The 23086-nt window shown below is 42.0% G+C and carries 16 protein-coding genes; 3 read left to right on the top strand and 13 right to left on the bottom strand.

Annotation, left to right across the window (positions count from 1 at the left end; all coding sequences use genetic code 11):
- Positions 1-138 precede the first annotated feature (138 nt).
- Positions 139-561 carry a hypothetical protein gene (locus PKC55_RS00080; protein ID WP_291029145.1) on the top strand — a complete coding sequence of 141 codons (423 nt, stop codon included), beginning with the start codon at positions 139-141 and terminating at the stop codon, positions 559-561.
- Positions 562-684: 123 nt separating this feature from the next.
- Positions 685-1467 carry a Cof-type HAD-IIB family hydrolase gene (locus PKC55_RS00075; RefSeq protein WP_324371325.1) on the top strand — a complete coding sequence of 261 codons (783 nt, stop codon included), beginning with the start codon at positions 685-687 and terminating at the stop codon, positions 1465-1467.
- A gap of 71 nt (positions 1468-1538) precedes the next feature.
- Here PKC55_RS00075 and PKC55_RS00070 read toward each other — a convergent pair whose 3' ends face one another.
- The 7 genes from PKC55_RS00070 to PKC55_RS00040 form a co-directional block, all read right to left on the bottom strand.
- Entirely contained in the window at positions 1539-3347 is a 1809-nt protein-coding gene (locus PKC55_RS00070) for a glycoside hydrolase family 2 protein (RefSeq protein WP_324371323.1), read from the bottom strand.
- Positions 3348-3564: 217 nt separating this feature from the next.
- Entirely contained in the window at positions 3565-4578 is a 1014-nt protein-coding gene (locus PKC55_RS00065) for a family 43 glycosylhydrolase (protein WP_324371321.1), read from the bottom strand.
- 250 nt (positions 4579-4828) lie between these two features.
- Positions 4829-6796 carry a hypothetical protein gene (locus tag PKC55_RS00060; protein WP_524536930.1) on the bottom strand — a complete coding sequence of 656 codons (1968 nt, stop codon included), beginning with the start codon at positions 6794-6796 and terminating at the stop codon, positions 4829-4831.
- Positions 6797-7116: 320 nt separating this feature from the next.
- A complete protein-coding gene (locus PKC55_RS00055) occupies positions 7117-8772 on the bottom strand; it encodes a sialidase family protein (protein ID WP_324371317.1) in 1656 nt (551 codons plus the stop codon).
- Between the two features lie 161 nt (positions 8773-8933).
- Positions 8934-9884 carry a glycoside hydrolase family 43 protein gene (locus tag PKC55_RS00050; RefSeq protein ID WP_324371315.1) on the bottom strand — a complete coding sequence of 317 codons (951 nt, stop codon included), beginning with the start codon at positions 9882-9884 and terminating at the stop codon, positions 8934-8936.
- A gap of 97 nt (positions 9885-9981) precedes the next feature.
- Positions 9982-11580, bottom strand: a complete 1599-nt coding sequence (locus PKC55_RS00045) for a RagB/SusD family nutrient uptake outer membrane protein (RefSeq protein WP_291029134.1) — start codon at positions 11578-11580, stop codon at positions 9982-9984.
- 18 nt (positions 11581-11598) lie between these two features.
- Positions 11599-14592, bottom strand: a complete 2994-nt coding sequence (locus tag PKC55_RS00040) for a SusC/RagA family TonB-linked outer membrane protein (protein ID WP_324371312.1) — start codon at positions 14590-14592, stop codon at positions 11599-11601.
- Positions 14593-14950: 358 nt separating this feature from the next.
- Between PKC55_RS00040 and PKC55_RS00035 the strand changes: the two genes are divergently transcribed.
- Positions 14951-18961, top strand: a complete 4011-nt coding sequence (locus PKC55_RS00035; RefSeq protein WP_324371310.1) for a hybrid sensor histidine kinase/response regulator transcription factor — start codon at positions 14951-14953, stop codon at positions 18959-18961.
- A 130-nt stretch (positions 18962-19091) separates the two neighbouring features.
- Here PKC55_RS00035 and PKC55_RS00030 read toward each other — a convergent pair whose 3' ends face one another.
- From PKC55_RS00030 to PKC55_RS00005, 6 genes are all read right to left on the bottom strand, one after another.
- Positions 19092-19520 (bottom strand): hypothetical protein, encoded by a 429-nt coding sequence (locus tag PKC55_RS00030; protein ID WP_324371308.1) that lies wholly within the window; start codon positions 19518-19520, stop codon positions 19092-19094.
- 325 nt (positions 19521-19845) lie between these two features.
- Positions 19846-20292, bottom strand: a complete 447-nt coding sequence (locus PKC55_RS00025; protein ID WP_135104689.1) for a hypothetical protein — start codon at positions 20290-20292, stop codon at positions 19846-19848.
- A gap of 338 nt (positions 20293-20630) precedes the next feature.
- The gene (locus PKC55_RS00020; RefSeq protein WP_324371304.1) at positions 20631-21113 is read right to left on the bottom strand and encodes a terminase small subunit; all 483 of its coding nucleotides are present in this window, start codon (positions 21111-21113) and stop codon (positions 20631-20633) included.
- Positions 21113-21394, bottom strand: coding sequence for a hypothetical protein (locus tag PKC55_RS00015; protein ID WP_324371302.1), 282 nt, complete (start codon positions 21392-21394; stop codon positions 21113-21115). Before PKC55_RS00015 ends, PKC55_RS00020 begins: the two co-directional genes overlap by 1 nt.
- On the bottom strand, positions 21391-21669 hold the full coding sequence (locus tag PKC55_RS00010; RefSeq protein ID WP_324371300.1) for a hypothetical protein: 279 nt from the start codon (positions 21667-21669) through the stop codon (positions 21391-21393). The genes PKC55_RS00015 and PKC55_RS00010 overlap by 4 nt, the downstream gene beginning before the upstream one ends.
- A 186-nt stretch (positions 21670-21855) precedes the next feature.
- The gene (locus PKC55_RS00005; protein ID WP_324371298.1) at positions 21856-23055 is read right to left on the bottom strand and encodes a hypothetical protein; all 1200 of its coding nucleotides are present in this window, start codon (positions 23053-23055) and stop codon (positions 21856-21858) included.
- Between the last annotated feature and the right edge of the window lie 31 nt (positions 23056-23086).

The raw sequence follows: 23086 nt of genomic DNA, 5'->3' as shown, positions 1-23086 counted from the left end.
CAATTACACTACAATATTTTATCACGATTCACATTCTACAAAAAGTCATATCCAGGCTTACACCACCCTTATTTTCAGTCAATTATTACTAATTTCAAGATACATAAAATTCTATGTTTAACGCTAAATTAAGTTATCATGAAAAAAGCTTTGTACACATTAATCGCTGTTTTTGTATTTACACTGACATGCAGTAGCCTGAAAGCCCAGTCAGTCGACGTATTTTTCACAAATGACAAGCTGAGTTCTGACAAATCGAAAGTAACTGCTGATGTTTATAGCAGCCAGCCGTCAACTGTTATTTTCGAATTGAGAACAAGTAAGCATCCTTCTTTTTCGTACAGTGCAGCCGGATATAAGGTAATAGATTGGTCAAATTATATGAGCTGCTATGTGCCCAATACGAATACGATGATTACTTACATGACTGTAAATCTGCCTCAGGGATACTCTCCTATCGAAATCTATTTAACAAATTACCCTACAGTAATAATGCTACTCAGCAAAGTAAACGGAGTTGCAGCTAGTACCCGCCCAATTGTTTTCGCAAATTATTATTGAAATTTACTCATAAAACAAGATCAAAAGCGTCTGAATATTCGGGCGCTTTTTTATTTCCGACTCTACGCTGCAATTTTATTATCACTACAAAAACATTACCTTTGCAATCTATCCTAAAACATTATGACAAAAGCTATTTTTTTTGATATAGACGGTACGTTATTAAGTTTCAAGACACACTCGGTTCCACAATCTACAATCGATGCTATCAACGAAGTAAAGAGACAAGGCATCAAGGTTTTCCTTGCCACAGGTCGCTTGAGAAAGCAGATACAAAATCTGGGCGGCTTGGAGTTCGACGGCTTTATAACCGTAAACGGAGCGTATTGTGTAACTACCGACCATGATGTCATATTCAAAAAGCTGATCCCCAAAGAAGAGCTGAAATCACTGATCGAGTATCAACAAAACGAAGTAAAATTTCCTTTAGCCTTCATGCTCAACGAAGGTTCGTTTGTAAACTATATAGACAGCAATGTAGAAAAGATAGCTAACCTTGTGAAGGTAAATGTGCCTCCTGTAAGAAACCTTGAGGAACTTATCGATGAAGAGGTTCTACAAGTAAACCTGTATGTAGACCATGCGTTGGAAAAAAGAATAATGAACGAAGCATTGGTAAGTTGCCATGCCAGCCGATGGCATCCTACATTTGCCGATGTAAATATCAAGGGGATAAACAAGAGCACAGGGATAGATAAATTTCTCGAACATTTCGGCATCCAAAAGTCCGAAACGATGGCTTTCGGCGATGGAGGCAACGATATAGAAATGCTTCGTCACGTGGCTATCGGCATAGCGATGGGCAATGCCGGCGACGATGTAAAAGTTGCTGCCGACTACGTTACCGACGACATAGACGATAATGGCGTTGCAAATGCATTGAGGCATTTTGGAGTAATAAAGTAAAAAGAGGCGAAAATCCCTTCCACCTCTTTTCAAACCTAAAATCACCTAAATTCAGGAAATACTGTTCCTAGTTATTTAGACAAGGAATTGCATATCTCCAAATTCACCTTTTTTACTCGTGGTTCGTCCACTTTTATTTCTTTTCTATCGTATGTTATCAAGCCGTTTACTTCGCCTTCCACATCCGTAGTCTGGGTGTAGACAGCAGCAGAGAAACCGGCTTTGATAAGCTTTTTCAACTGTTCGGCATACTTCACGTATTCGTCTGTCACTTCTTTGGCATTCTTAAACTGAACGTATCCCCAGTTTTTGTCAGTTTGCCACAAGTGATTCTGTAGCGGAAGACCTATCCCTCCATACTCTCCAAGCACTGTAGGACGTTCGGCATCGTAGAGATACATGTCTGGACCCGGATAATTGTGCAAGTCGAGCATATCGCCTGTACGGTAGAAGTTACCACCACTGGCAGGGTTTACAAGGCGAGAAGGATCATACGCTTTTGTCCATTCGGCTATCTCCTGTGTCTTGAACTGTCCCCATGCTTCGTTGAACGGAACCCACACAGCGATAGAAGGATAAGAGATCAGATAATCCATTATCGCTTTCCACTCCTGACGATAGTTCGCTTCCGACTCGGCGCTACGAATCAGCTCTGATCCTTTGAAGTAATCTCTGTTTTGCCACTGTGGCGAACGGTCTCCGTTAGGCATATCCTGCCATACCAATATCCCCAGACGATCGCAATGAGTGTACCAACGTGCAGGCTCTACCTTTACGTGCTTGCGTATCATATTGAATCCAAAGTCTTTGGTCTTCTGTATATCGTACACCAAAGCCTCATCGGTAGGTGCTGTATATAATCCGTCGGGCCACCAACCCTGATCGAGCGGGCCAAACTGGAAGTAATCTTTATTGTTGAGTTGCAAACGCATAATGCCATTATCATCACGTTTGAACGAAACCTTACGCATTGCCGTATAGCTCTTTACCTTATCCTGAGCTTTGCCTGCACTGTAAAGTGTTACTTCTACATCGTACAAGAACGGACTTTCGGGCGACCACAATTTAGGGTCTGCAATAGGTAATTCGAGCGTCTGTCCCGCAACGGCTTTTCCCGAAGCTACAGTTTGTCCTTTATCTTTTACTACTACCTCTACAACATCTGAAGATGAAGTATTTGCCGCACATACATCGAATGCTATTTTCTTCGTATCGAGGCTAGGTATAGCCTTAATATTTGCAATATGTTTGTTATTCACCGGCTCTAGCCACACTGTTTGCCAGATACCCGACACAGGGGTGTACCATATACCGTGAGGGTCTTTGTGCTGCTTGCCGACAGGCTGATAGCCGTCTGTAGTAGGATCCCACACTTTCACAACCAATTTTTGCGTGCCTGATGTAAGGAAAGGAGTAACATCGAAGCTGAACGGAGTATATCCGCCCTTGTGTGTACCAACTTTTATATCGTTAACAAAAACCTCAGTCTTCCAGTCTACCGCACCAAAGTGAAGGATCACATTTTTACCCTTCCATGACGATGGTACTGAAAAAGTACGTTTGTACCAAAGTTCGTTTTTCGCTCCAAGTTCTTTTTGCACTCCCGACAGGCTCGATTCTACAGCAAACGGAACAAGTATCTGTCCGTCAAAGCTGCGAGGTTCGGCTTGCCCGATAGGTAAGATTGCATATTCCCAAAGTCCGTTTAGGTTTGCCCAATCGGTACGCTCCATTATCGGACGCGGATACTCGGGCAATACGTTTTTGGGATCGAGCGACTCGGCCCATTTTGTTTTTATTTTATCTCCCGCTGGTTTCCATTGGGCAAAAAGACCGATACTGGTGACAAATAATATTAACAATAAAAAATTCTTCTTCATGTCTTATATTTTGAGTTAATGATTTCTTCTAGAATAATGCTTATTCTATAAAAATTATCGATATGTTATGTTGTTCTTCGTGTAGTGAGAGAAAGAAAACTTTCCTCTTTCTTTACTTCCCGAACGAAGCTTATGTTCTGGGCTCGCTTCGTCCGGGGCAGTAAATACCAATCATTAATTAGGTTGCAATCTCCTATCTATTACAATCACTATATCTTTAAAACACGGGCTTATCTGCCGAAGAAGACGGTTTGCCTCCCTCTACATAAGGCCATGAATTGTTATCCCATTTCACTTGATCGAGTAGCAGCATACGCCCATCGGGGTGGTTAAGGTCTACGCCATGATACAATATCCAGTCGTTACCGGCCTTGTCCTGTACTATTTCGGAGCAGTGTCCGTTGCCTACAAAGCGGGAGCTTTTGCTTATGACCACAGTATATCGATTATCCATCATATCCTTGCCTGTTTTATCCACATAAGGGCCAAACAATGATTCGGAACGACCAACAACAAGCTCGTAGGTACTATTTGCACCTTCGCAGCAACTACCGATAGAAGCAAACATGTAGTAATAATTTCCTCTCTTGTGGATATATGTTCCCTCAAAGGCTGTTCCGGCTATTTGTTTTTTCTGCGCTCCTTCTTTTACCGACAGTCCGTCGTCACTCAACTCTATAGCATAGATACCACGGAAGCTGCCCCAGAAGAGGTATTTCTTGCCTCCTTCTTCGATATAAAACTGGTCGATGGAATTCTGAACGCCGATCTCGTTGCTTCTAAAAAGCTTTCCTTTGTCGGTGAATGGTCCTTCGGGCTTGTCGGCAACAGCTACGCCAATGCCGCATGTCCACTCGCCACCCCATACCGACATGGAGTAGTACAGCACATATTTGCCGTTGATGTAATTAATATCAGGCGCCCACAAACCTCCGTTGGGCTCGAAGGTGGGGCGTGTAGCATCCGTAAATGCCGTTCCTAAAAATGTCCAGTCTACAAGATTATCCGATCTGTAGATAGGAGTATTTCGTGTATTCTCTGTTGCATACAAATAAAAATGTCCATCCTGTGCCTTTATGATTGTTGGGTCGGGCAGGCTCAGAGCCACTACAGGATTTGTATATTTCTGATTTGGAGTTACAGGTTCTTCTTTTTCAGAACTGCTACATGCATTACATCCCGTTGCCACAAGCAACTGTATAATGAACATATATGTAAAAATTTTCTTCATGGTATTATTCGAATTTTATTGCATTATCTTATGACATGCTTTTCGTAGCGTTCTGCACTGCTAAGTTAGCATGCCAAGAATAAAAGATAGGTATACTTTTCAACCAAAAGAGTATCAAAATAAGCCAAATTCGGCTTTTGACTAGTTTTTATTACTATTTGACCGATTTTTATCATTAGCGTCACTCTCCTTTAAGGCTCGTATATTGAAGTTTAAGATGGGCGGGGAATTTCTTCCCTGCCCATTGTTTTTATTTTTTCTTCGGATTAAAATACGTCTCTACTCTGTCGGGGCTCAGCATTTGCCAAAGAGAAGCTACAGTCCAGCCGGGAGCAAAGATGTCGTTATAAAATCCTTTTCCGTTTTTGCCATAGTCCCAGTTGGTATGCTGTACTACTTCGGGATAATAACCCACCTTACCGATATTGAACATGTGTCCTTTTACAGGCATTAGTTGCAACATAGAGCTTTTTATTACCGACGAAAACTGTGAGAAACGGGGTTCGTTGCGTTCTTTGGCTAGCCAATCGAGCACAGTTGCAAATTCGAAGATGAAGACATCCACATGGTTGTTCTCTACCGAGACATTGCCCCATCCGCGCGATTTGAAGCCCACATCACCCAGCATCTGCCCTTGAGCAAAAGGCACATCCCACATATAGTACCACGACAGACTAAAGTATGCCGCCTTTTTAGAAAGGTCGATGTAACGATCTCTTTCTTTTGGGGCAGAAGCCATTGCCAGATAATACATGGCTGTGGATGCGTATAGCGACGCTTCTTTGTCTTCGCAATTGGCATCGAGCGTAGAAGAGAAGTAATCGGCTTTGGATATCAGCTCTTTTTCGAGATATACAGCCGTACGTTTTGCACTCTCCATATATTCCTTGTTCTTGAAGTAGGTATAAGCCATCGTAAGAGGTAAGGTTGCCGATGGGGTGCTGCCTCCCGAAGGGTCGGTAACACGGAATTGGCCGTCAAACTTACGAGGAAAACTACCGTCTTGTCCTTGCAACTTTTGGAAATTAGCAAGCAGTGTTTTTATCTTGGCTTCCCACTCGGGGTGCTTGCGTCCTTGCTTCTTTTCGTAGTTGAGATAATTAAGGATAGCAAATGCCCCTTCCGACTGACGGCGAATGCTGTATATATCTGTTTCATTGTTGTGACTATAATCTACAAACTCACGGAAAAATCCGTTTGGAGTAAAACCATGCTTTAGGTAACTGTCGAACACCGAGTTTGCTTTATTTATTAGGTCGGTATTGTTGGTTTCCTCTCCATACTCCAACGCATTGAAGGCATTGAGCAATACACGCCCTACAAATCCTACCTCAACCGAACCGGTGCTCTCGCAATCATCGGTACGCATGTGTACTCCTGAGAAATATTTGAGATCGTATTTGTTTACATAACTCTCTGTAAAGAAGTTAGACAAAACTCGTTTTGCTTCGGCAGTGCTCATCGCATCGGCATATACCTGCGGGCGATATGTATCGTAAGAATAGTTCCACACATCGGCTACAAAAGCAGAGTAGTCGGCGGCTTTGCCTTTACGAATCTCCCATACCAATTGGCGGGTTTCTCCTTTCTCTAGCTTTTCGAATGCCTGAACAGCAGGAGCCAACGTCAGTTTGCGGATGTATGTTTTTGGTGCTTCGCTATACGGGAATCCGAAAACAAGGGCTGTAGTACCCCCTACATTACGGAATCCGGTAAAGCCAAGCGAAGTTTTGTCAGTAAGGATAATTTCGCCTGCACTGTGGGTAGCCAAGCTTTCATTTTCGAATTTATCGAGACGTACGACTGTATAGAAGTCGCCTGTTTTGTCGCTATAGATACCCGTTAGCGGTGTGCTCAGGCGGTCTTCACGTACCTGCCAGCTGTCACTTGTGGCAAACGAAGGAGCCTCTTTTGGAGAACGCATATTACGGTGATACCAAAATCCGGGCATCAGAAACTGACAATCGGCATGCTGCATAGCCGATAGTTTACACACTTCTTCGAAGTTGTAATAAACAATATCTGTAGCTCGCAGTGTGACAGTGATACGTGTTGCAGAGCCGTTTTCCTCCTTTTGCTGCCTGATCTCTATCGGCAAAAGCTGCGAGGCTTTCAGGTAGCCCGAAGCATCTTCGGTAAGGGTATACGACTCTGCCGGATTTCCGGGCGATTTTAATGTAATCTTATACTCCGATTGTACTTCCTGCGCATCTATCATTGCGCAAGAAAAGAGGAGTAAGACAACAGAAAGCAATCTCTTTTTCATTATATTTTAAGTTTTATTTGGTTGTCGTTTCATTCTTGTATCTGCTTATCATATTTTCATCTTTGCTGTCATCCTGAACGAAGTGAGGAATCTCTTGTATCCTTCGTTCTTTCGGATTTTCAATCCGAAAGCTGTTTGTTTTAGCAAATTTAAAATCCGCCGTAAAAGTTTTCGGATTACAAATCCGAAAAAACGAGAGACGGACGATAGAATCTCTTATCTAGAAAGAGTCGAGAGGCTTCGTTACTCAGCATCACAAAGTGTTGCAAGTATTAATTTAACAAGCTTACTTTCAGCCATGTATTCGGTTTATTTTCTTCGCTGTTTGCAAGCATTTCTTTATAACCATTTACAGCATCACTATAGGCTGATAATCCCAATGCCAATCTTAAGTCTTTGCCACTGCCAGATTTTATATACTTCTTAGGAATGATGATCTTCACATCGTAACCTTTATCATTTGTAGAGGAAACCGCCTGCACATCGCTTACCATTTTGGTATGCCACACCCCCTTTTTCAGTTCACTTACTTCTGCATTACCCTGATAGCTGCACCATACTCTCATCGACTCCATTCCATCGCTGAGATAAACATATACACCATCAGCATCAGAGCTTTGCGAACCATATAATTTATTATCATTAACCTTGCATTCGACATACAGGTTTTCCTCGTCTGTGCCTAATCCCGCACGAAGATTTGTTTCGCCCTTTGCCCCTACAAACAGGGGGTATGCGGTAATATCTTTTGTAGCAACCTTTAGTTCAGGAATAATATATCCCTTGATAAGCCACGGCGCTACCTCTTTGGAGTTGAAATTGGATGAAGCAAAAGCCACAACTGTATTTTCGTCCCACAGTGCCAAAGAGTTCCATTTTGCCTCTTTATCGAGCGGCACATCAAAAGGACGTGTTCGTTTCGTGAAATTGCGAGCGGACTTATCTCCTATCGCTACTTCGAGTGTGGAGTATTCCCAGTCGGAGGCTCGTTTTTCGTTTGTCTGATACGAAATCAAAGTTTCGCCTGTAGGGAGTTTCAGCAGATAGGGAGCACCCATATATACCGAATTGTCTATCTTCTCAGCAAGGGCGTATTCTCTGTGTGGAGAGTCTGCCAGTACAGGTTTCACCCAATTATCTTTCAGTTTTGTACGCACTGTGTATGGTTTAAAGCGGTCTACGTTGTTATCTTCTATAACCACTACTATTTCGTCACCCAATATTCGGGCTACCGGCATACCGTCTCGCCTGTTTTCTCGGAAGGATACCATTTGGGCATCACTCCATGTAGCACCATTGTCGGCAGATCGAAGCAGGGATATCTCCTGTTCGTCGGATTGCTGATACGGATTTTCATTTGCAAAATATATCTGCACCTCCCCGTCGGGCAATTGCAGGAACGAGGGTTCCCAACATCCATCGTTGAAACGTGGGGCTGCATTGTATAGCACCTGTGCCGGCAGCCATGTAGCTCCGTTGTCGGTGCTGCGCCTTATCACAATGGAGTAAGGTGCTATTTCGGGCTTCGCTGGACGATAGTTGCAAGCTGCAATAATGTCGCCATTCTGCAATTGTGTGATCTCTGCGTTTGCGATATTCACTATTGTAGATTCTCCATCTTTGCCTTGATAAGTAAATCGGGGGAATACGGTTACCGCAGACGACCATGTGTGCCCTTCATCGTAGCTACGGCGAAATTCCACACTACCTGTCCGTGTTTCAAAGATGGCAATCAACGAATTATCCTGCATCCTGAGCAAGCGTGGATAACCTCCCCGCTCGGCAAGCTGCTGCATGGAACTGTAGTCCCAAGCTATGCGAATACCATCTACCGTACTTTCGATCTCTTCTTCGGGAGTATTCTTTGTCTCCGACTGACAGGCAGTGAAAGACAACAATACGGATAAGAATAAAGCTGTATATTTCATTATAATACTTTTATAAACTCATTTGTAATCTTTTGCGCTTTGGGACGAAAGAATAATCTCGAGTAATTATTTTAAACTACCTATATCACAAATAAGAGAATATCGGATAGTAAAGTTTCTTCATTTTACACTGAGGCAAAATGAAGAAACTGTCCAAAAAATTATCTTGCAACTTTAGGGCTAATAATATCTCCTGTAATTTTCATTACCGGCACAGCATCGTCCGTAAAACTTACATCTGCAATGTACATCGCACGTGGGTGAATGCTATCTTTGGAGTGATGCGCATGGAATACTATTTTGAGCTGACCCGCTTTGTCGCGGAACATGGCGCTATGCCCTACCCCTACAAGGCTGTCAGGCTTTTGCAAAATAGGATTCTTTTCATACTTTGTCCAAGGTCCCATCGGGCTGGTAGCTGTAGCAAAGCCTACGCCATAAAACGGACTTTCGTAGCTGTTTGCCGAATAGGTGAGATAGTAAATCCCTTTGTGCTTGGTTATAAATGCACCTTCGTTGACACGTGGCCATACCTCTTCCCATGCTTGCGAAACGTTGATACACTTGGTCAGCGTCTCGGTTTTGATGGTCTTCAGATCGCTTTCGAGTTCGGCTACCCATATATTCAGACCATCGTTGAAACGGTCGAAATAAAGATACGGTTTGCCGTCGTCGTCTACAAAGAGAGAGTTATCTATACATTTTTCGTCTGCCATCATCGGCTCTTTTACATCCTGTACAAAAGGTCCGAGCGGCGAATCGGCTGTCGCTACGCAAATATGCTCGTCGGCAGAATAGTACATAAAGAATTTGTTCTTTTCTTTAATATAATATACTTCGGGAGCCCAAAACCAACGATCTGCCCACGAGTCTTTTTTGTCGAGAGCAAGAACGGGTTCTTTTTTCCATGTCAGCAAATCGTCGGATGTGTACACTTCTATTCCATTCTCGGCATTGGTTCCGTAAGCATAGTATACATTGTCGTACAGCATGATAAACGGATCGCCCAATGGTACAGGGTTTTTGTATTCAAAGTCGGTCTTTTCGCTGCTGCCGCAAGACAGGCAAACAAAAGAAAGCAGCAGGAATACAATAGCTTGTAATTTTTTCATTCTATTCTGTTTTATGATTTCCCCCTTCTTATTAAGAATAGAGAAAATATTTTTTTGATGAAGCTGCTCGGGAGAGCAGCCTCATCAAATACTCATATTAATAATTAGGATTTTGATCAATATTCGGGTTGTTATTAGCCTCATCGGATGGGATAGGCAAACAATTGTGACGTCCAATAACAAAATTTTGTATCCATTTTTGCTCTTTTTCATCCCAGCGAGCGAAATCAGCATCTCTTAACTTCAACTCATCGATACCTGCCTGATTGTCGAGCAATCCCCAACGTTTGATGTCAGCCCAACGATGCCCTTCGGTAGCGAGCTCAAGCACACGTTCCATTTGCAGACGCTTGAGGAATGTATCCTTATCGGTGGTTGCCGCAGGGTGGTTTACCGACAGTTTAGGCATATTGGCTCTGGCACGTACTCTGTCTACTTGTGCTACTGCTGTAGAGAGGCTTCCGCCTGACTGAACAATAGATTCGGCATACATCAAAAGTACATCGGCAAAACGAATCAGTCTTACGTTGGTAGGATTGTGATAATCATCATAATCGCGATAATAGTCTGAGCCATACTTGCGGAAGAATACACGTCCTTTCCAGTTGTTTTGACCCCATGTAGCAGCATTACTTGTATACTTATAAATCCTCTCGTTATTGGTAAAATCCGCCTCTTGTCCTTCATAGAAAGCTGTATATCTGAGACGTATATCGTAACCGCTATTCAAATCTTTTTCTTTCTTAAACTCTGTTACCAACCAAGGACGAAGCTCGCCGTCAGTCCAGCCGATACCGGGAGGTGCGAAGAATTGTCCACGGTTCAATCCCAAGTTCGGATCTACATCAAAGTCACCATCTCCGGCAGGAGCCTTGTGTGCATCAGAATATTGTATTTCGAATACCGACTCTATATTATTCTCTTTATCCTTGTTGAAGTTATCAAAATAATTTGTTGTCAGGTCGTAATACTTCTTGCCTTCGCCTTCTACCAGCCAACTCAAATCTGTCTTGGCTTCGTTCCATTGATGTAGCTGCATATAACATTTTGCTCTGAAAGCCAATGCCGCACCTTTGGTCGCACGTCCTTTGTCGTTGTCACCCCATACTTCCGGCAACACTTTTTGCGCTTCTGTAAAATCATTGATAGCCTGCTGATATACCTCAGCTCCGGTATGTCCTTCGGGTTGCATACCCGGTGTAGAAGGTTCGAGCACGATAGGCAGACTCTTGTTGGTGCTACCCCATAGCAAAGCCAGGTTGTAGTAATATAATCCGCGAAGGAAATATGCCTGACCCAGAATCTGATTTTTGTTGTTCTCGTCGGCGAATGTTATATTCGGCACATAGTACAAAACCTGATTAGCTCTGAAAACAGCCTCGTAACAGTCGCGGTACGTCCATGCGTTACCTTCCCAGAAGTTATAATTATTGTATCTGAAGTCAGTCCACTCTTTCAACTCTGCCCATGGGCTCTGGCTAAAACCTTCATCGGAAGTAAGGTCTAAGCGGAACCACATCCAACGGCTATATGTGCCGGGCTTGTAAAACATATTGTATACAGAGTTTACTCCGTACAATGCATCTTTTTCTGTCTTCCAGAAGGTAGCAGTTGTGATCGTATTTGGATTGTCTACATCCACATCACAAGCACTGAATAAAAATACAGTGAATAATATATATATAAGTTTTTTCATTGTTTTGGTATTTTTAGATTAGAATGATACTTGTGCTCCAAAAGTTACCCCACGAGGATTAGGGAATGACCCGCCATCGTAGCTGCGATCCCAGATATTCGTATTCAGGAATTCAGGATCAAGCCCTTTGTATGATGTAAATGTGATTAGATTTTGAGCATTCACATACACACGAATACCACTGAATACTTCACCCAATAGAGATTTTGGAAGATTATATCCCAAAGCCATTTGTTTTACTCTCAAGTAGCTTCCGTTTTCTAACCAGCGATCCTGATTGCCGCGCACGTTGCGAGAATCGGCGTAGATAGGACGCGGATCTTTTGCGTTCGGATTGTCGGGAGTCCAAGGGTCGTAGTCGGCACGATAGTTCGAGTTGTCGTCAAACCTGTCGTAAGCACTGCGAGGTCCGTTGAATGATTTATGCCCGAATGCACCTGAGAACTGCAACTGAAGATCAAATCCTTTGTATTCGAAGCCCCAATTCATCCCCAATTGGAATTTTGGCAAAGTAGAGCCGCAATATTGTCTGTCGGCATCGGTAATCATACCATCATCGTTGGCATCGATAAATCTCACATCACCCGGTCTGGCATTTGGCTGTATCAGTTTGCCTTCACTATTTTTGTGAGCTTGTACCTCTTCTTCGGAACGGAACAAACCATCGGTTTTGATCAGATACCACTCTCCGATAGGGTGTCCTACTTTCGACTTCGTATCCCACTGTGTAAACTCTGTACGTCCATATCCTAATTCTTTAATCTTATTCTTAAGGAAAGATCCGTTTACGTTGAAACTATAGCCAAAGTCTTTACCAATCTTATCGCGCCATGTAGCCGATACCTCAATACCTGTATTCTGCAAGGTAGCTGCATTTACATTCGGGTTACCGCCATTGTTACCGGTTACCATTAGTATTTGCATCGGAGTCAGCACGTCTTTTGTCTCCTTCATAAAGTAGTCTACCGATATCGCTAATTTGTTGTTCAGCAAAGCGGCATCGAATCCGGCATTGATTTGCGAAAGTTTTTCCCATTTCAAATCGGCATTAGCTAGTTTGATTTGAGTCATACCTGTTTGTACAGATTGTCCTGTACCAAACACCGCCTGAGGGAATACGGTAATAAATGAAACCCAATCCCACACACCTATATTTGAAGTACCCAGCACTCCATAGTTCGCTCTTAGCTTCAGATCATCTACCCATGGCACATCGAAAAAGCTTTCTTTACTGATTCTCCACCCTGCCGATACAGAAGGGAAATATCCTACTCTGTTGCTAGGTGAGAATTTTGAAGACTCGTCTCTACGCATTGTAAAGCTCATGAGATATCTGTCGTCATAATTGTAATTGATTCGTCCAAATACGGAGAACAATTTTTGCAAGTCTTTATAGTTACCTGTCTTAGGATTAGATAGTGCTGCATCGAGATTATCAAAGTAGTCGCTTCCCGTCATGAGCACATCATTCTTTGTACCCCAGATTTGTTCATAAGTAGAAGTCTGGTAGCTAATACCCAATACGGCAGAAATATCGTGCTTATCGAATTTCTTATTGAATTCTAATGTATTATCGAATACGAATCCTTGATATTGAGCCTGATTTTTATTTAGTGAAGAAGGATCGTATGGCTGATTGTATGTCCAGTAACCTTCTTTACGCAAATATTTATGCTTATCGTTGCTAAAGTCGAATCCAAAATTGAAGCGATATTTAAACATCTTGAAAGCTTCCAGTTCAGTAAAAGTATTACCTCTGATACGCAAGTTGCTATTTGTTGTATTTTCAAAATCTTCTTTCGCAAACGGATTAGAACCGAAGGTAACATCACGGCTACCGTCACCAAATCCGTAACCACCCTTAGCTGCATTGTTAGAGTCGTGAATAGGGATGGTAGGCAACATACGATATACATCTATAATCGGATTGGTATTAAGTTCATCTACTCCGAAGTGGCTTAGTACAATATTCTCGCCGATACGGAATGTTACATTATCGCCAAAGTTGCGTGATGCTGAAGTATTGGAACGCAATGTGAAACGCTCGCTCTTAGCTCCGATTGTAGTACCCGAATTGTGCTGATAGTTACCCGAAATAAAGTAACGGCTGTCTTTTGTTCCTCCCGAGAAGGAGATATTATGGTCTTGTACAATACCGGTCTTGAATACTTCTTCCTGCCAGTCGGTATTACCGTCAAAGTGGTTTGCCGGAGCTTTGCCCGCATTGGCAAAAGCAAGGTCGTTGAGCTGAATCCATTGGTCGCGGTTTGTAAGATTATATTTAGGCAACCACTGGAGTGTCATACGCGAAGATACATCTATCTTCATCTTGCCTTCTTTCCCTTGCTTGGTGGTAATGATGATAACACCATTACCCGCGCGCGAGCCATATATAGCTGCTGCCGAAGCATCTTTGAGCACCTGAATACTTTCTATATCGTTGAAGTTGAAGTCTCGGTTGGCTCCCGAAACGATACCATCCACCACATACAGCGGCTGACTGTCTCCCAACGTACCTGTACCACGAATCTCTACCTTTCCTTCGCTACCCGGATTTCCGGCTGTACGTACAGTCAAGCCCGGAAGTGTACCCAGAGCATCGCCCACAGTACCGGTTACGATCGTGTTTTTCATTTCAGTCGGATTGAATACCGAAACAGCTCCTGTTAGGTCTGCCTTCTTGATGGTTTGATACCCGATCACGACTACCTCTTCCAAGCGTTTATCGTCGGTAGCCAGTGATACATTTATAGCAGGCTGTCCTGTATAAACAACCTCCTGCGGTGTCATTCCCACAAGGGAGAACACCAAAGTCTGATTTCGAGATACCTCGATAGAATAATTACCGTCAACATCAGTGATAGTGCCCCTTGTTGTACCTTTGATACTGACACTCACTCCGGGAAGCGGATCGTTGATATCATCCACAACCTTTCCCTTTACCTCCACATTCTGCCCATAAACTGCTAATGAACAGACCGCAAACAGTAGAAATAAAATTCTTTTTAACATGTTTCTAGATTTTGGTTTTTTATAATTAGGTTAACTCATTATTTATGAGGATAAATAATAATTTCTTTCCTTTCTGGTATTTGATAAATGATTGTTGCCGTACTCTAGTGGCATTACACAATAATAGAGAGGCATTAAGATAGTCTTCACTTCATGGTTTGATTTTTAATAGGTTTTTCTGATAAATCAAAGTTACAGGAGAGCGAACAAAAGCAAATGTATTTTTCAACTAAAAAAGTGTAAAAAACAGTCCAGACGTGTAATTGCTCAATTATTACAAGTATTTGGTTATTTTTTACCACAAAATAAGCTTCCCGAAGAGTTCGTATGTTCGCAGATATACTGTATTTTTACAAAAATGAAAAACAGAAGACTACTTTTCACCATTTTTCTGACCGTTTTTTATACCATAAATCTATTTGCTCAGGAAAATTCCAATTTTCACTTCCGTAAGATTCAGGTAGATGACGGGCTCTCGGAAAACGCCGTGTACTGTATCCTACAGGACTCGAAAGGCTTCATGTGGTTTGGAACCAAAGACGGGCTCAACCGCTACGATGGGGATAACTTCCGCATATTCAGAAAAAACAATCACAACAACCAGTCTTTGGGCAACAATTTTATCCGTTGCATTGCCGAAGGAAAAGAAAACATACTTTATGTAGGTACAGATGCCGGACTATACAGAATGGATATGACCGACGAGAGCTTTGCGAAGATAAATACCAAAACCGCCAACGGCATAGAGGTTACCTCAGCCGTAAATGCATTGTATATAGACAAAAACGGCAATCTGTGGATAGGAACAATGGCGCAAGGCATATTTATGTACAACCCTGCAAAAAAAACACTGAAAGCCATAGAGATAGAGAAATACAGGCTGGGGCTGAACGCTACGTGGTCTATCGTAACCGACAAATCGGGATCGATATGGGTAGGTACAAGGCTGGGGCTGCTCAGGTACAACCCCGACAAAGGCAAGCTGGAAGCACCCGAAGGCATGTTTAGTATACAAGACAATTCGCAAAACGAAATACTTTGCATGCTCGACGACAACAAGGGCAATCTGTGGTTGGGCACGTGGGACGATGGCATCAGGCTGTTCAACAAGCAAACCAACGAATACACCTCCTTCTTCGGGCTGGGATCTAAGTCGTACTATATTACGCACGTGCGCTCTATATTTCAATATACCGACAACTCGCTGCTTATCGGTTCCGACGACGGGCTGTACCTCTTTAATACAGACACCAAGTCGATAAAACGGCTCGATGCGCCTCAGGTGAAATACAGCCTCAGCGACCAAAATGTGTACTCGATAGCCAAAGACAAGGAGAACGGGATATGGATAGGCACTTACTTTGGAGGAGTAAACTATCTGAATACCTCACTGCTGAATATAGAGACTTACTACCCCGATGTTTTGCACAACCTGCTATCGGGAAAGGCGGTCAGCCAGTTTTTGGAAGACAACTTATCCAACATCTGGATTGCCACCGAAGACGGCGGGCTCAACTACTTCGATACCAAGACAAAGGTATTTTCGCAACCCGTAAAAACCTCTTATCACAACACCCATGCCCTGATGATGGATGGCGATAACCTGTGGATAGGTACATTTTCGCGCGGGATAGACATATATAATACACGCAGCCATTCGCTCGTCAACCACCGAAGCAATATCAGGGACGAAAGCACGCTGAATGACGACTGTATCTTCTCGCTCTATAAAACCAAGAATGGAGATATATACGCCGGTACACCTGTGGGGCTGAATAAGTTTGACCGAAGCAATAACAGCTTTAAGCGTATCCCCGAGGCCTTCGGTTTTATATACGACATGAAGGAAGACGACTACGGCAACCTGTGGGTGGCAACATACGGAAGGGGTGCGATAAAACTGGATATGACCCGCAACAAATGGGTACACTACGACACGATACAAGGACGCAGCAACCCCATTGTAGGCAGCAAGCTAACGAGCATACACATCGACAATACGAAGCGGGTGATATTCTCGAGCGAAGGGCGTGGCATTTTTATCTACGACTACAAAACGGACAACTTCAAAAATATATCGGAAGACGACGGCTTGCCTAACAATGTGATTTACGGCGTGCTCGACGACCCTTTTGGCAACCTCTGGGTAAGCTGCAATAAGGGGCTGGTAACCTTCAACACATCCGACCCAAAAAGTCATAGGATATATAACAAAGCAGATGGGCTGCAGAGCAACCAGTTCAATTACAAGTCGAGCTACAAGACCAAAGACGGCAAGTTTTACTTCGGAGGGATAAACGGATTCAGTTGTTTTTACCCGAAAGACCTGAGCGAGAATAAAAACGGTATTATTCCATCCATAGAGATCACCCAGATACGTGTGTTGGGAAATATCAGTGCCGAAAAGGAACAAGAGATACAAACCCGTTTAAATAAAAAACAGCGCATAAAATTGCCTTACAATCGTTCGTCGTTCACCATATCGTACGTTAGCCTCAGCTATATATCGCAAACCAAAAACCAGTATGCCTATATGCTCGAAGGAACGGACGAGGAATGGAACTATGCGGGCAACAACAAGAGCGTAACCTATGTAAACCTTTCGCCGGGCAAATACACCTTCAGGGTGAAGGCCTCGAACAACGATGGACTATGGAACGAAACGGGCACAGCGATAGAGATAGAAATATTGCCACCTTTCTGGTTGTCGATACCGGCACGGCTCGTTTATTTTGCACTCGTTATATTCTTGATTTATATGCTGGTGTCGTATTATACAAAGAAAAGCAAGATAAAGCAGCAGAAACACCTCGAAGCTTACAAAGCCGAACAGGAAACACTTGCCTTCAAATCGAAGATCGATTTCTTTACCACCATTGCACACGAGATACGCACACCGCTCAGCCTTATCAGCGCACCGCTCGAAGAGGTGATTTCTTCGGGCGAAGGCAGCAAGGAGACTCATCAGAACCTTTCGATGATAGAGAAAAACTGTGACAGGCTGACGGTGCTCATCAATCAGTTGCTCGATTTCCGTAAGATGGATTCGACTAAATATATCGTAAATCCCGAAACAATAAACCTTAGCGAGCATATCAGCGAACTGTATGAACGATTTAAGAAAACGGCGCAGAACAAAAAGATAGACTTTGAGTTGCACATGCCTGCCCAATCTATAATAGATGTAATATCCGATCCGGATGCGCTGACCAAAATAATAGGTAACCTGCTGACCAATGCCTTGAAATTTACCCGAAGCAAAATTATCCTTACTCTTATACCGAACAGTGATAAAACATATACCGTCACTGTAGAAGACAACGGACGAGGCATATCCGACAATCATAAAGAACTGATATTCGACCCTTTCTATCAGGTGCAGCAAGACGACAGCAAGGTAGGCACAGGCATCGGGCTTTCGCTGGTGAAGCATTTGGCAGAGATATTGAAAGGAAAGATCGAGGTAAAAGACAGCAAAACTGGCGGCGCATTGTTTGCGTTCACTTTCTCTGATATATCGAAAGAGTTTTCTATCGACCAAAGCGAAACGGCAAGTAGTGAAAGTATCTCCTTCGAGGATGGAGGACTAGCAACAATCAACGGCAAGAACAGCGTGCTTGTGGTAGACGACAATCCCGAGATGATACAATTTATAAAAAACAGCTTACAGAACGAATATACAGTAGATACGGCACTAAGTGCTACCGAAGCGTTGAAACTGCTCGAAGATAAGAGCTTCGACCTCATCGTTTCGGATATTATGATGCCCGGCATCGATGGTATATCGTTTACCAAGCGACTGAGAGCCGACCTCAACTACAGCCATATACCGGTGATACTGCTATCGGCAAAGACCGAAAATACGGCGAAGGTAGAAGGACTGTTATCGGGGGCTGATGTGTTTATAGAAAAGCCGTTCTCGATATCGTACCTCAGAGCTCAGATAGCGAGTTTGCTGGAAAACAGGAAGGCGATACTCGAAGCGTTCAACCGTTCGCCGCTATCGTCTTACGCAAGCTTGGTAACCAACAAGGGTGACGAAACATTCCTCAACAAGCTGAACGAAGAGATAGAAAAACACCTCTCGGAAGAAACATTCACCGTGGAATCGCTAACCGATATACTGAGCATCAGTCGCTCCAACCTGCAACGCAAGTTAAAGAGCATAAGTGGCGTAACTCCAGGCGACTACCTGCGCAATTATCGCCTGAAAAGAGCATGCAAACTTCTGCTGGAGACAGACATGCGGATAAATGAAGTGGCTTACTACGTAGGTTTTAACTCGGCATCGTACTTTACCAAGGCATTCTTCAAAAGCTATGGCATGTCGCCAAAGGAATTTGTAAATAAGATGAAAAGCGGGGAGTAATATTTTCGGTAGGAGATACAAATAAGTAAGCTAAATAAAAAGAGATAATCGAAAAATATCCTCTTTGCATCTATAAAAAAAGAGCAAAGAGGATATCCAGAAATCAATATGTTATATAACTAATTATAGTTTATTCAAATGGATTAGGAGCACCTTCGCCTCCAACGGTCACATTATAGATAATCCTAACAGTTTCAGAGGCATTAGAAGCATCTACCCATACATACATTCCGCCCATCTGTATGATGTGCTTTTTGCTCACATTTACAATCGGTGCCGTTCTACTACCCTTAAATTGTGTAGGAAATAACCCACCCCAGCTAAATGATGTAGCTCCACCTATTTCTGAGCCAAGAGTTAATGTACCCACAAGCTCTCCGGGACCCAAGTCGATAGTATTATACAAAGCAGTATAAGTGATCGAATTAACCTGATTAACAGAACTTTCGTTTTCAACATTTGCATCACACACTTTAGGTCCTTTCACTTCAGAGCTCTGTCCACATACGCCCCCAATATATAAACACATTAGGGTAACCACTAAAATAATTTTTTTCATAAGCATAAAAAAGTTTAGTTAAACAATAGATTTAAAATGCTTCCGAGTTAAAGAAACATACGTATTATAGTATAATAAGTTTTTTAACTTATAAATGAGCTTTCGAGAAGAATATCGCTGTGTTAAAAACGCTGCATATTCATAGGCTCATCACCATTACTCCATACGAACAGGCTTTATATTAAACGGATTCCCTAAAATGAGAATATTTGTATTTGTTTTATAAAAATAATATAAATTTTTCATAAAAGGCCTACAATATCAAAAGTATCAGATAGAATAGCAAAGAGGATGTATAAAATAATTTAACAACAAAGACAATAGTTTATCTCATCCAAGGCGCATCATTAGGATCATTCGTTATTGTAACCCTAAAATACTTTATTTGAGATGCTCCACAACTATTTCTTGCGATTACCGAATAGTCATAAACTCCTACAGGAAGATATTTAAATAAGATAGAAATACCGCCTTCATCATCTGTCATATATCGGTAGGATAATGGCTGACCATTCACTTTCCATTCATAAGATGTAGGATAACCAGTAAAAGGAGCATTCAACATAAAGGTACTGGTCATATCTCTATATTGAGTAAGGACATTATTATCCGCAGAATAATTGTATTGAGGCACTCCCACACAGACTACGGAACTTTCGGCTGCATCGCTTTTCTCTCCATTAGCTACGGCTGGCTTCACTCCAGAGCTCTGTCCACATACGCCCCCAATATATAAACACATTAGGGTAACCACTAAAATAATTTTTTTCATAAGCATAAAAAAGTTTAGTTAAACAATAGATTTAAAATGCTTCCGAGTTAAAGAAACATACGTATTATAGTATAATAAGTTTTTTAACTTATAAATGAGCTTTCGAGAAGAATATCGCTGTGTTAAAAACGCTGCATATTCATAGGCTCATCACCATTACTCCATACGAACAGGCTTTATATTAAACGGATTCCCTAAAATGAGAATATTTGTATTTGTTTTATAAAAATAATATAAATTTTTCATAAAAGGCCTACAATATCAAAAAAAAGAACCTCATTATCTTTACTTTATGAGTTTACGAAAACAGAATGTATATGTTAATCACTCAACACCTCTTACCCTGATAGGTTTTTCTTCAATGTTTCCAAATTTTCTTTTGTATCGTGAGACAGCACGTTGATAACTAATTCGGAAGGTTGGTCTGCCTCCTCCTTTTTTTCTGCGGTTGTAACCTTAGACAGAGCATTTACATTGTAAACGCCAATACATTCTCCCTCCAGCTGCTGCTGACGGATTGTCAATCGGAGATGCTCTATAGCCTCACCAAAGTGAGGGTCAGACTCATATCGCGAGAAAGTAGCAAGACTGATCCCACAAAAAACGCACAGGCCTTCGATGGTGTATGGGCGTGACACAGGAAGCTCTACCACCTCTCCTACCCTTGCTCCCGAGCGAATCAGCTCGGCTTTGTGCCAGGGATTACTGTCGCACCACTCGAAGTATTTATATGCCTGTGCGAGAAGGCTGCCCGGGCTTTCATACCTTATCTCCCTGCCGTTGTTTTCACGGCTTTTGTAACAGGTTTTGCGGGCAGCCATTATTTATCTTTTTTCAAATGTTTCTTTTCTGTCTTTGCTCTTGCAGGTTTTAGTGCGGGAGTTTCTCGATCTGCAACACGCTCGTTATCGGAGCTTTTAGCAAGCCAGTTTTTCAACTCTCTTACTTTGCGTATCAGGCAACTGGCGCACGACTGAGGGGTTTCGTTTGTGCCGAAAACCCGATTATATAATCCATAGATACGGCTCATCGAGTAACGGTGTGTTTTCTCTACTTCGCGTACCAATGCTTCTACTTCTGATCTTAATGCTAGATTTGTCATTTTACTATTTTTTTGTTGTCGATATATTTTACAATGAAAAATACAATGAATGCAACCACAATGCCGATACCTGCCAAAGTCCACGATTGCCTCGCAAAAGCAAATATTCCCAACAGCATCCATGTGAGATGAAAGGTGAGACAGGGACGACAATTGAAAGGCTTTCGGTCGAGCAAAGTCCACACTTCGGGAAGCCTTAGCGACAGCACCACTCCGCAGTAAAGGGAGGTGACAATGCAACACAGCATCGTAATAATGATAATTAGCGCATCCATATATAATAAGATAATTTTGTAGAGAAATAATGCAGTTTTTGGGGGAGGAAAGAGAAAAATATCCTCTCTGGCATTTCACCCTATAAGATGGAATGGAGAGAGGATATTTACATTTTACTCTTTTGAAAATAACAAAGAGATAGTAAGAAGTGATTAGTATAGCACCCTAAAAGCGTACCTTAATTATCAAATTTCAGGATAGACACCTCCACCGCCTCCGAGGCCTTTTACAGGGATACTTTTTGAAATTCGCTTACCACTTTGGGTTGTAACAGTAATCAAAACAGAAGCATCCAAGTCAAAGTTAGCAACCTTAAAGTAGACACTATTATTATTAGAACTAACAATCGTTGCACCCGAAATACTCCAAGTATATTTGTACCCGGGCAATACATTGGGGATATAAGCACTATAATGATTGCCAGCAAAGAATCTTGAGAAATCAGTTGTAATAAGTATTGCATCCGGATTAACTATCTCTACCACAGAATTCTCTATTGTATAACTTTTTCCCTCATACATAACCATTGCTTTAACTGTACCCAAACCGTATCCTGTAGATTTAAATGTAGCATTTGTTGTACCTTGCCCTGAAACTAAAGTCATATTATTGCCGGCAAGCCAAGTGATAGGTTTTTCACCTTTCAATTTGGCTGGAATATTTAATTTATAAAGATTATTAACTCCAAAATTGACGATTGGCTCTCCTAACGACGTAATAGTAAATGGCATTCCTTTAATTGTAGTGTTAGCAAAGTTGTTCATCCCTTTATAAACTACGTTGACTGATGTCGGTAAGTCTTTATCCGTATACTTGACTGTAAAAGTTATAGTCCTAAAATCATCCTGCGGCTTATTGGGAATTCTCGTATAATAATCACCTTCATAGTACCAAGAAAGGTCTCCCTCTTTTATCGTATTACTCTGTATATGGAAATGATATGTTATTGTATCTTCAGGAAAGACTGATGCTGGACCAGCTAAACCATAAATAATCTCTTTTGGCTTTTCTGGCTCTGGTTTAGGAGGAATACCTGTAATTTTGACCTTTAAGGTCTTGATATTAGAAGGCAAATCACCTTGTTTATATGCTATAACTTTAGCGTCATCCGCTGCGGTATCTCCCCATGTTACGAAAAAGTCATATCGTCTAACTCCTTTCTTTACCCTTTCTACTTTTTCTGTTTCTTTACCATACTGGAAAGAACCTTTTTCTACCTTGATTATAAAATTAGTATCCGCATCTAAAGGAGAGTTAAAGTATAATGAATACATCCATGTCTCTCCTGTAACTACATTCGGATTACCTGAAATAGAACTGATCTGCCCCCACATACTTCCCATATATCCGCATATCAGGGTAATCATCAATAAAATTTTCTTCATAAGCTTAATAATTAGTTTAATAGTTCTTTTT

Source organism: Dysgonomonas sp., assembly GCF_035323175.1.
Lineage (GTDB): Bacteria > Bacteroidota > Bacteroidia > Bacteroidales > Dysgonomonadaceae > Dysgonomonas.
The sequence above is the reverse complement of the archived record's forward strand: the minus strand, read 5'-3'. Positions and strand labels throughout refer to the sequence as shown.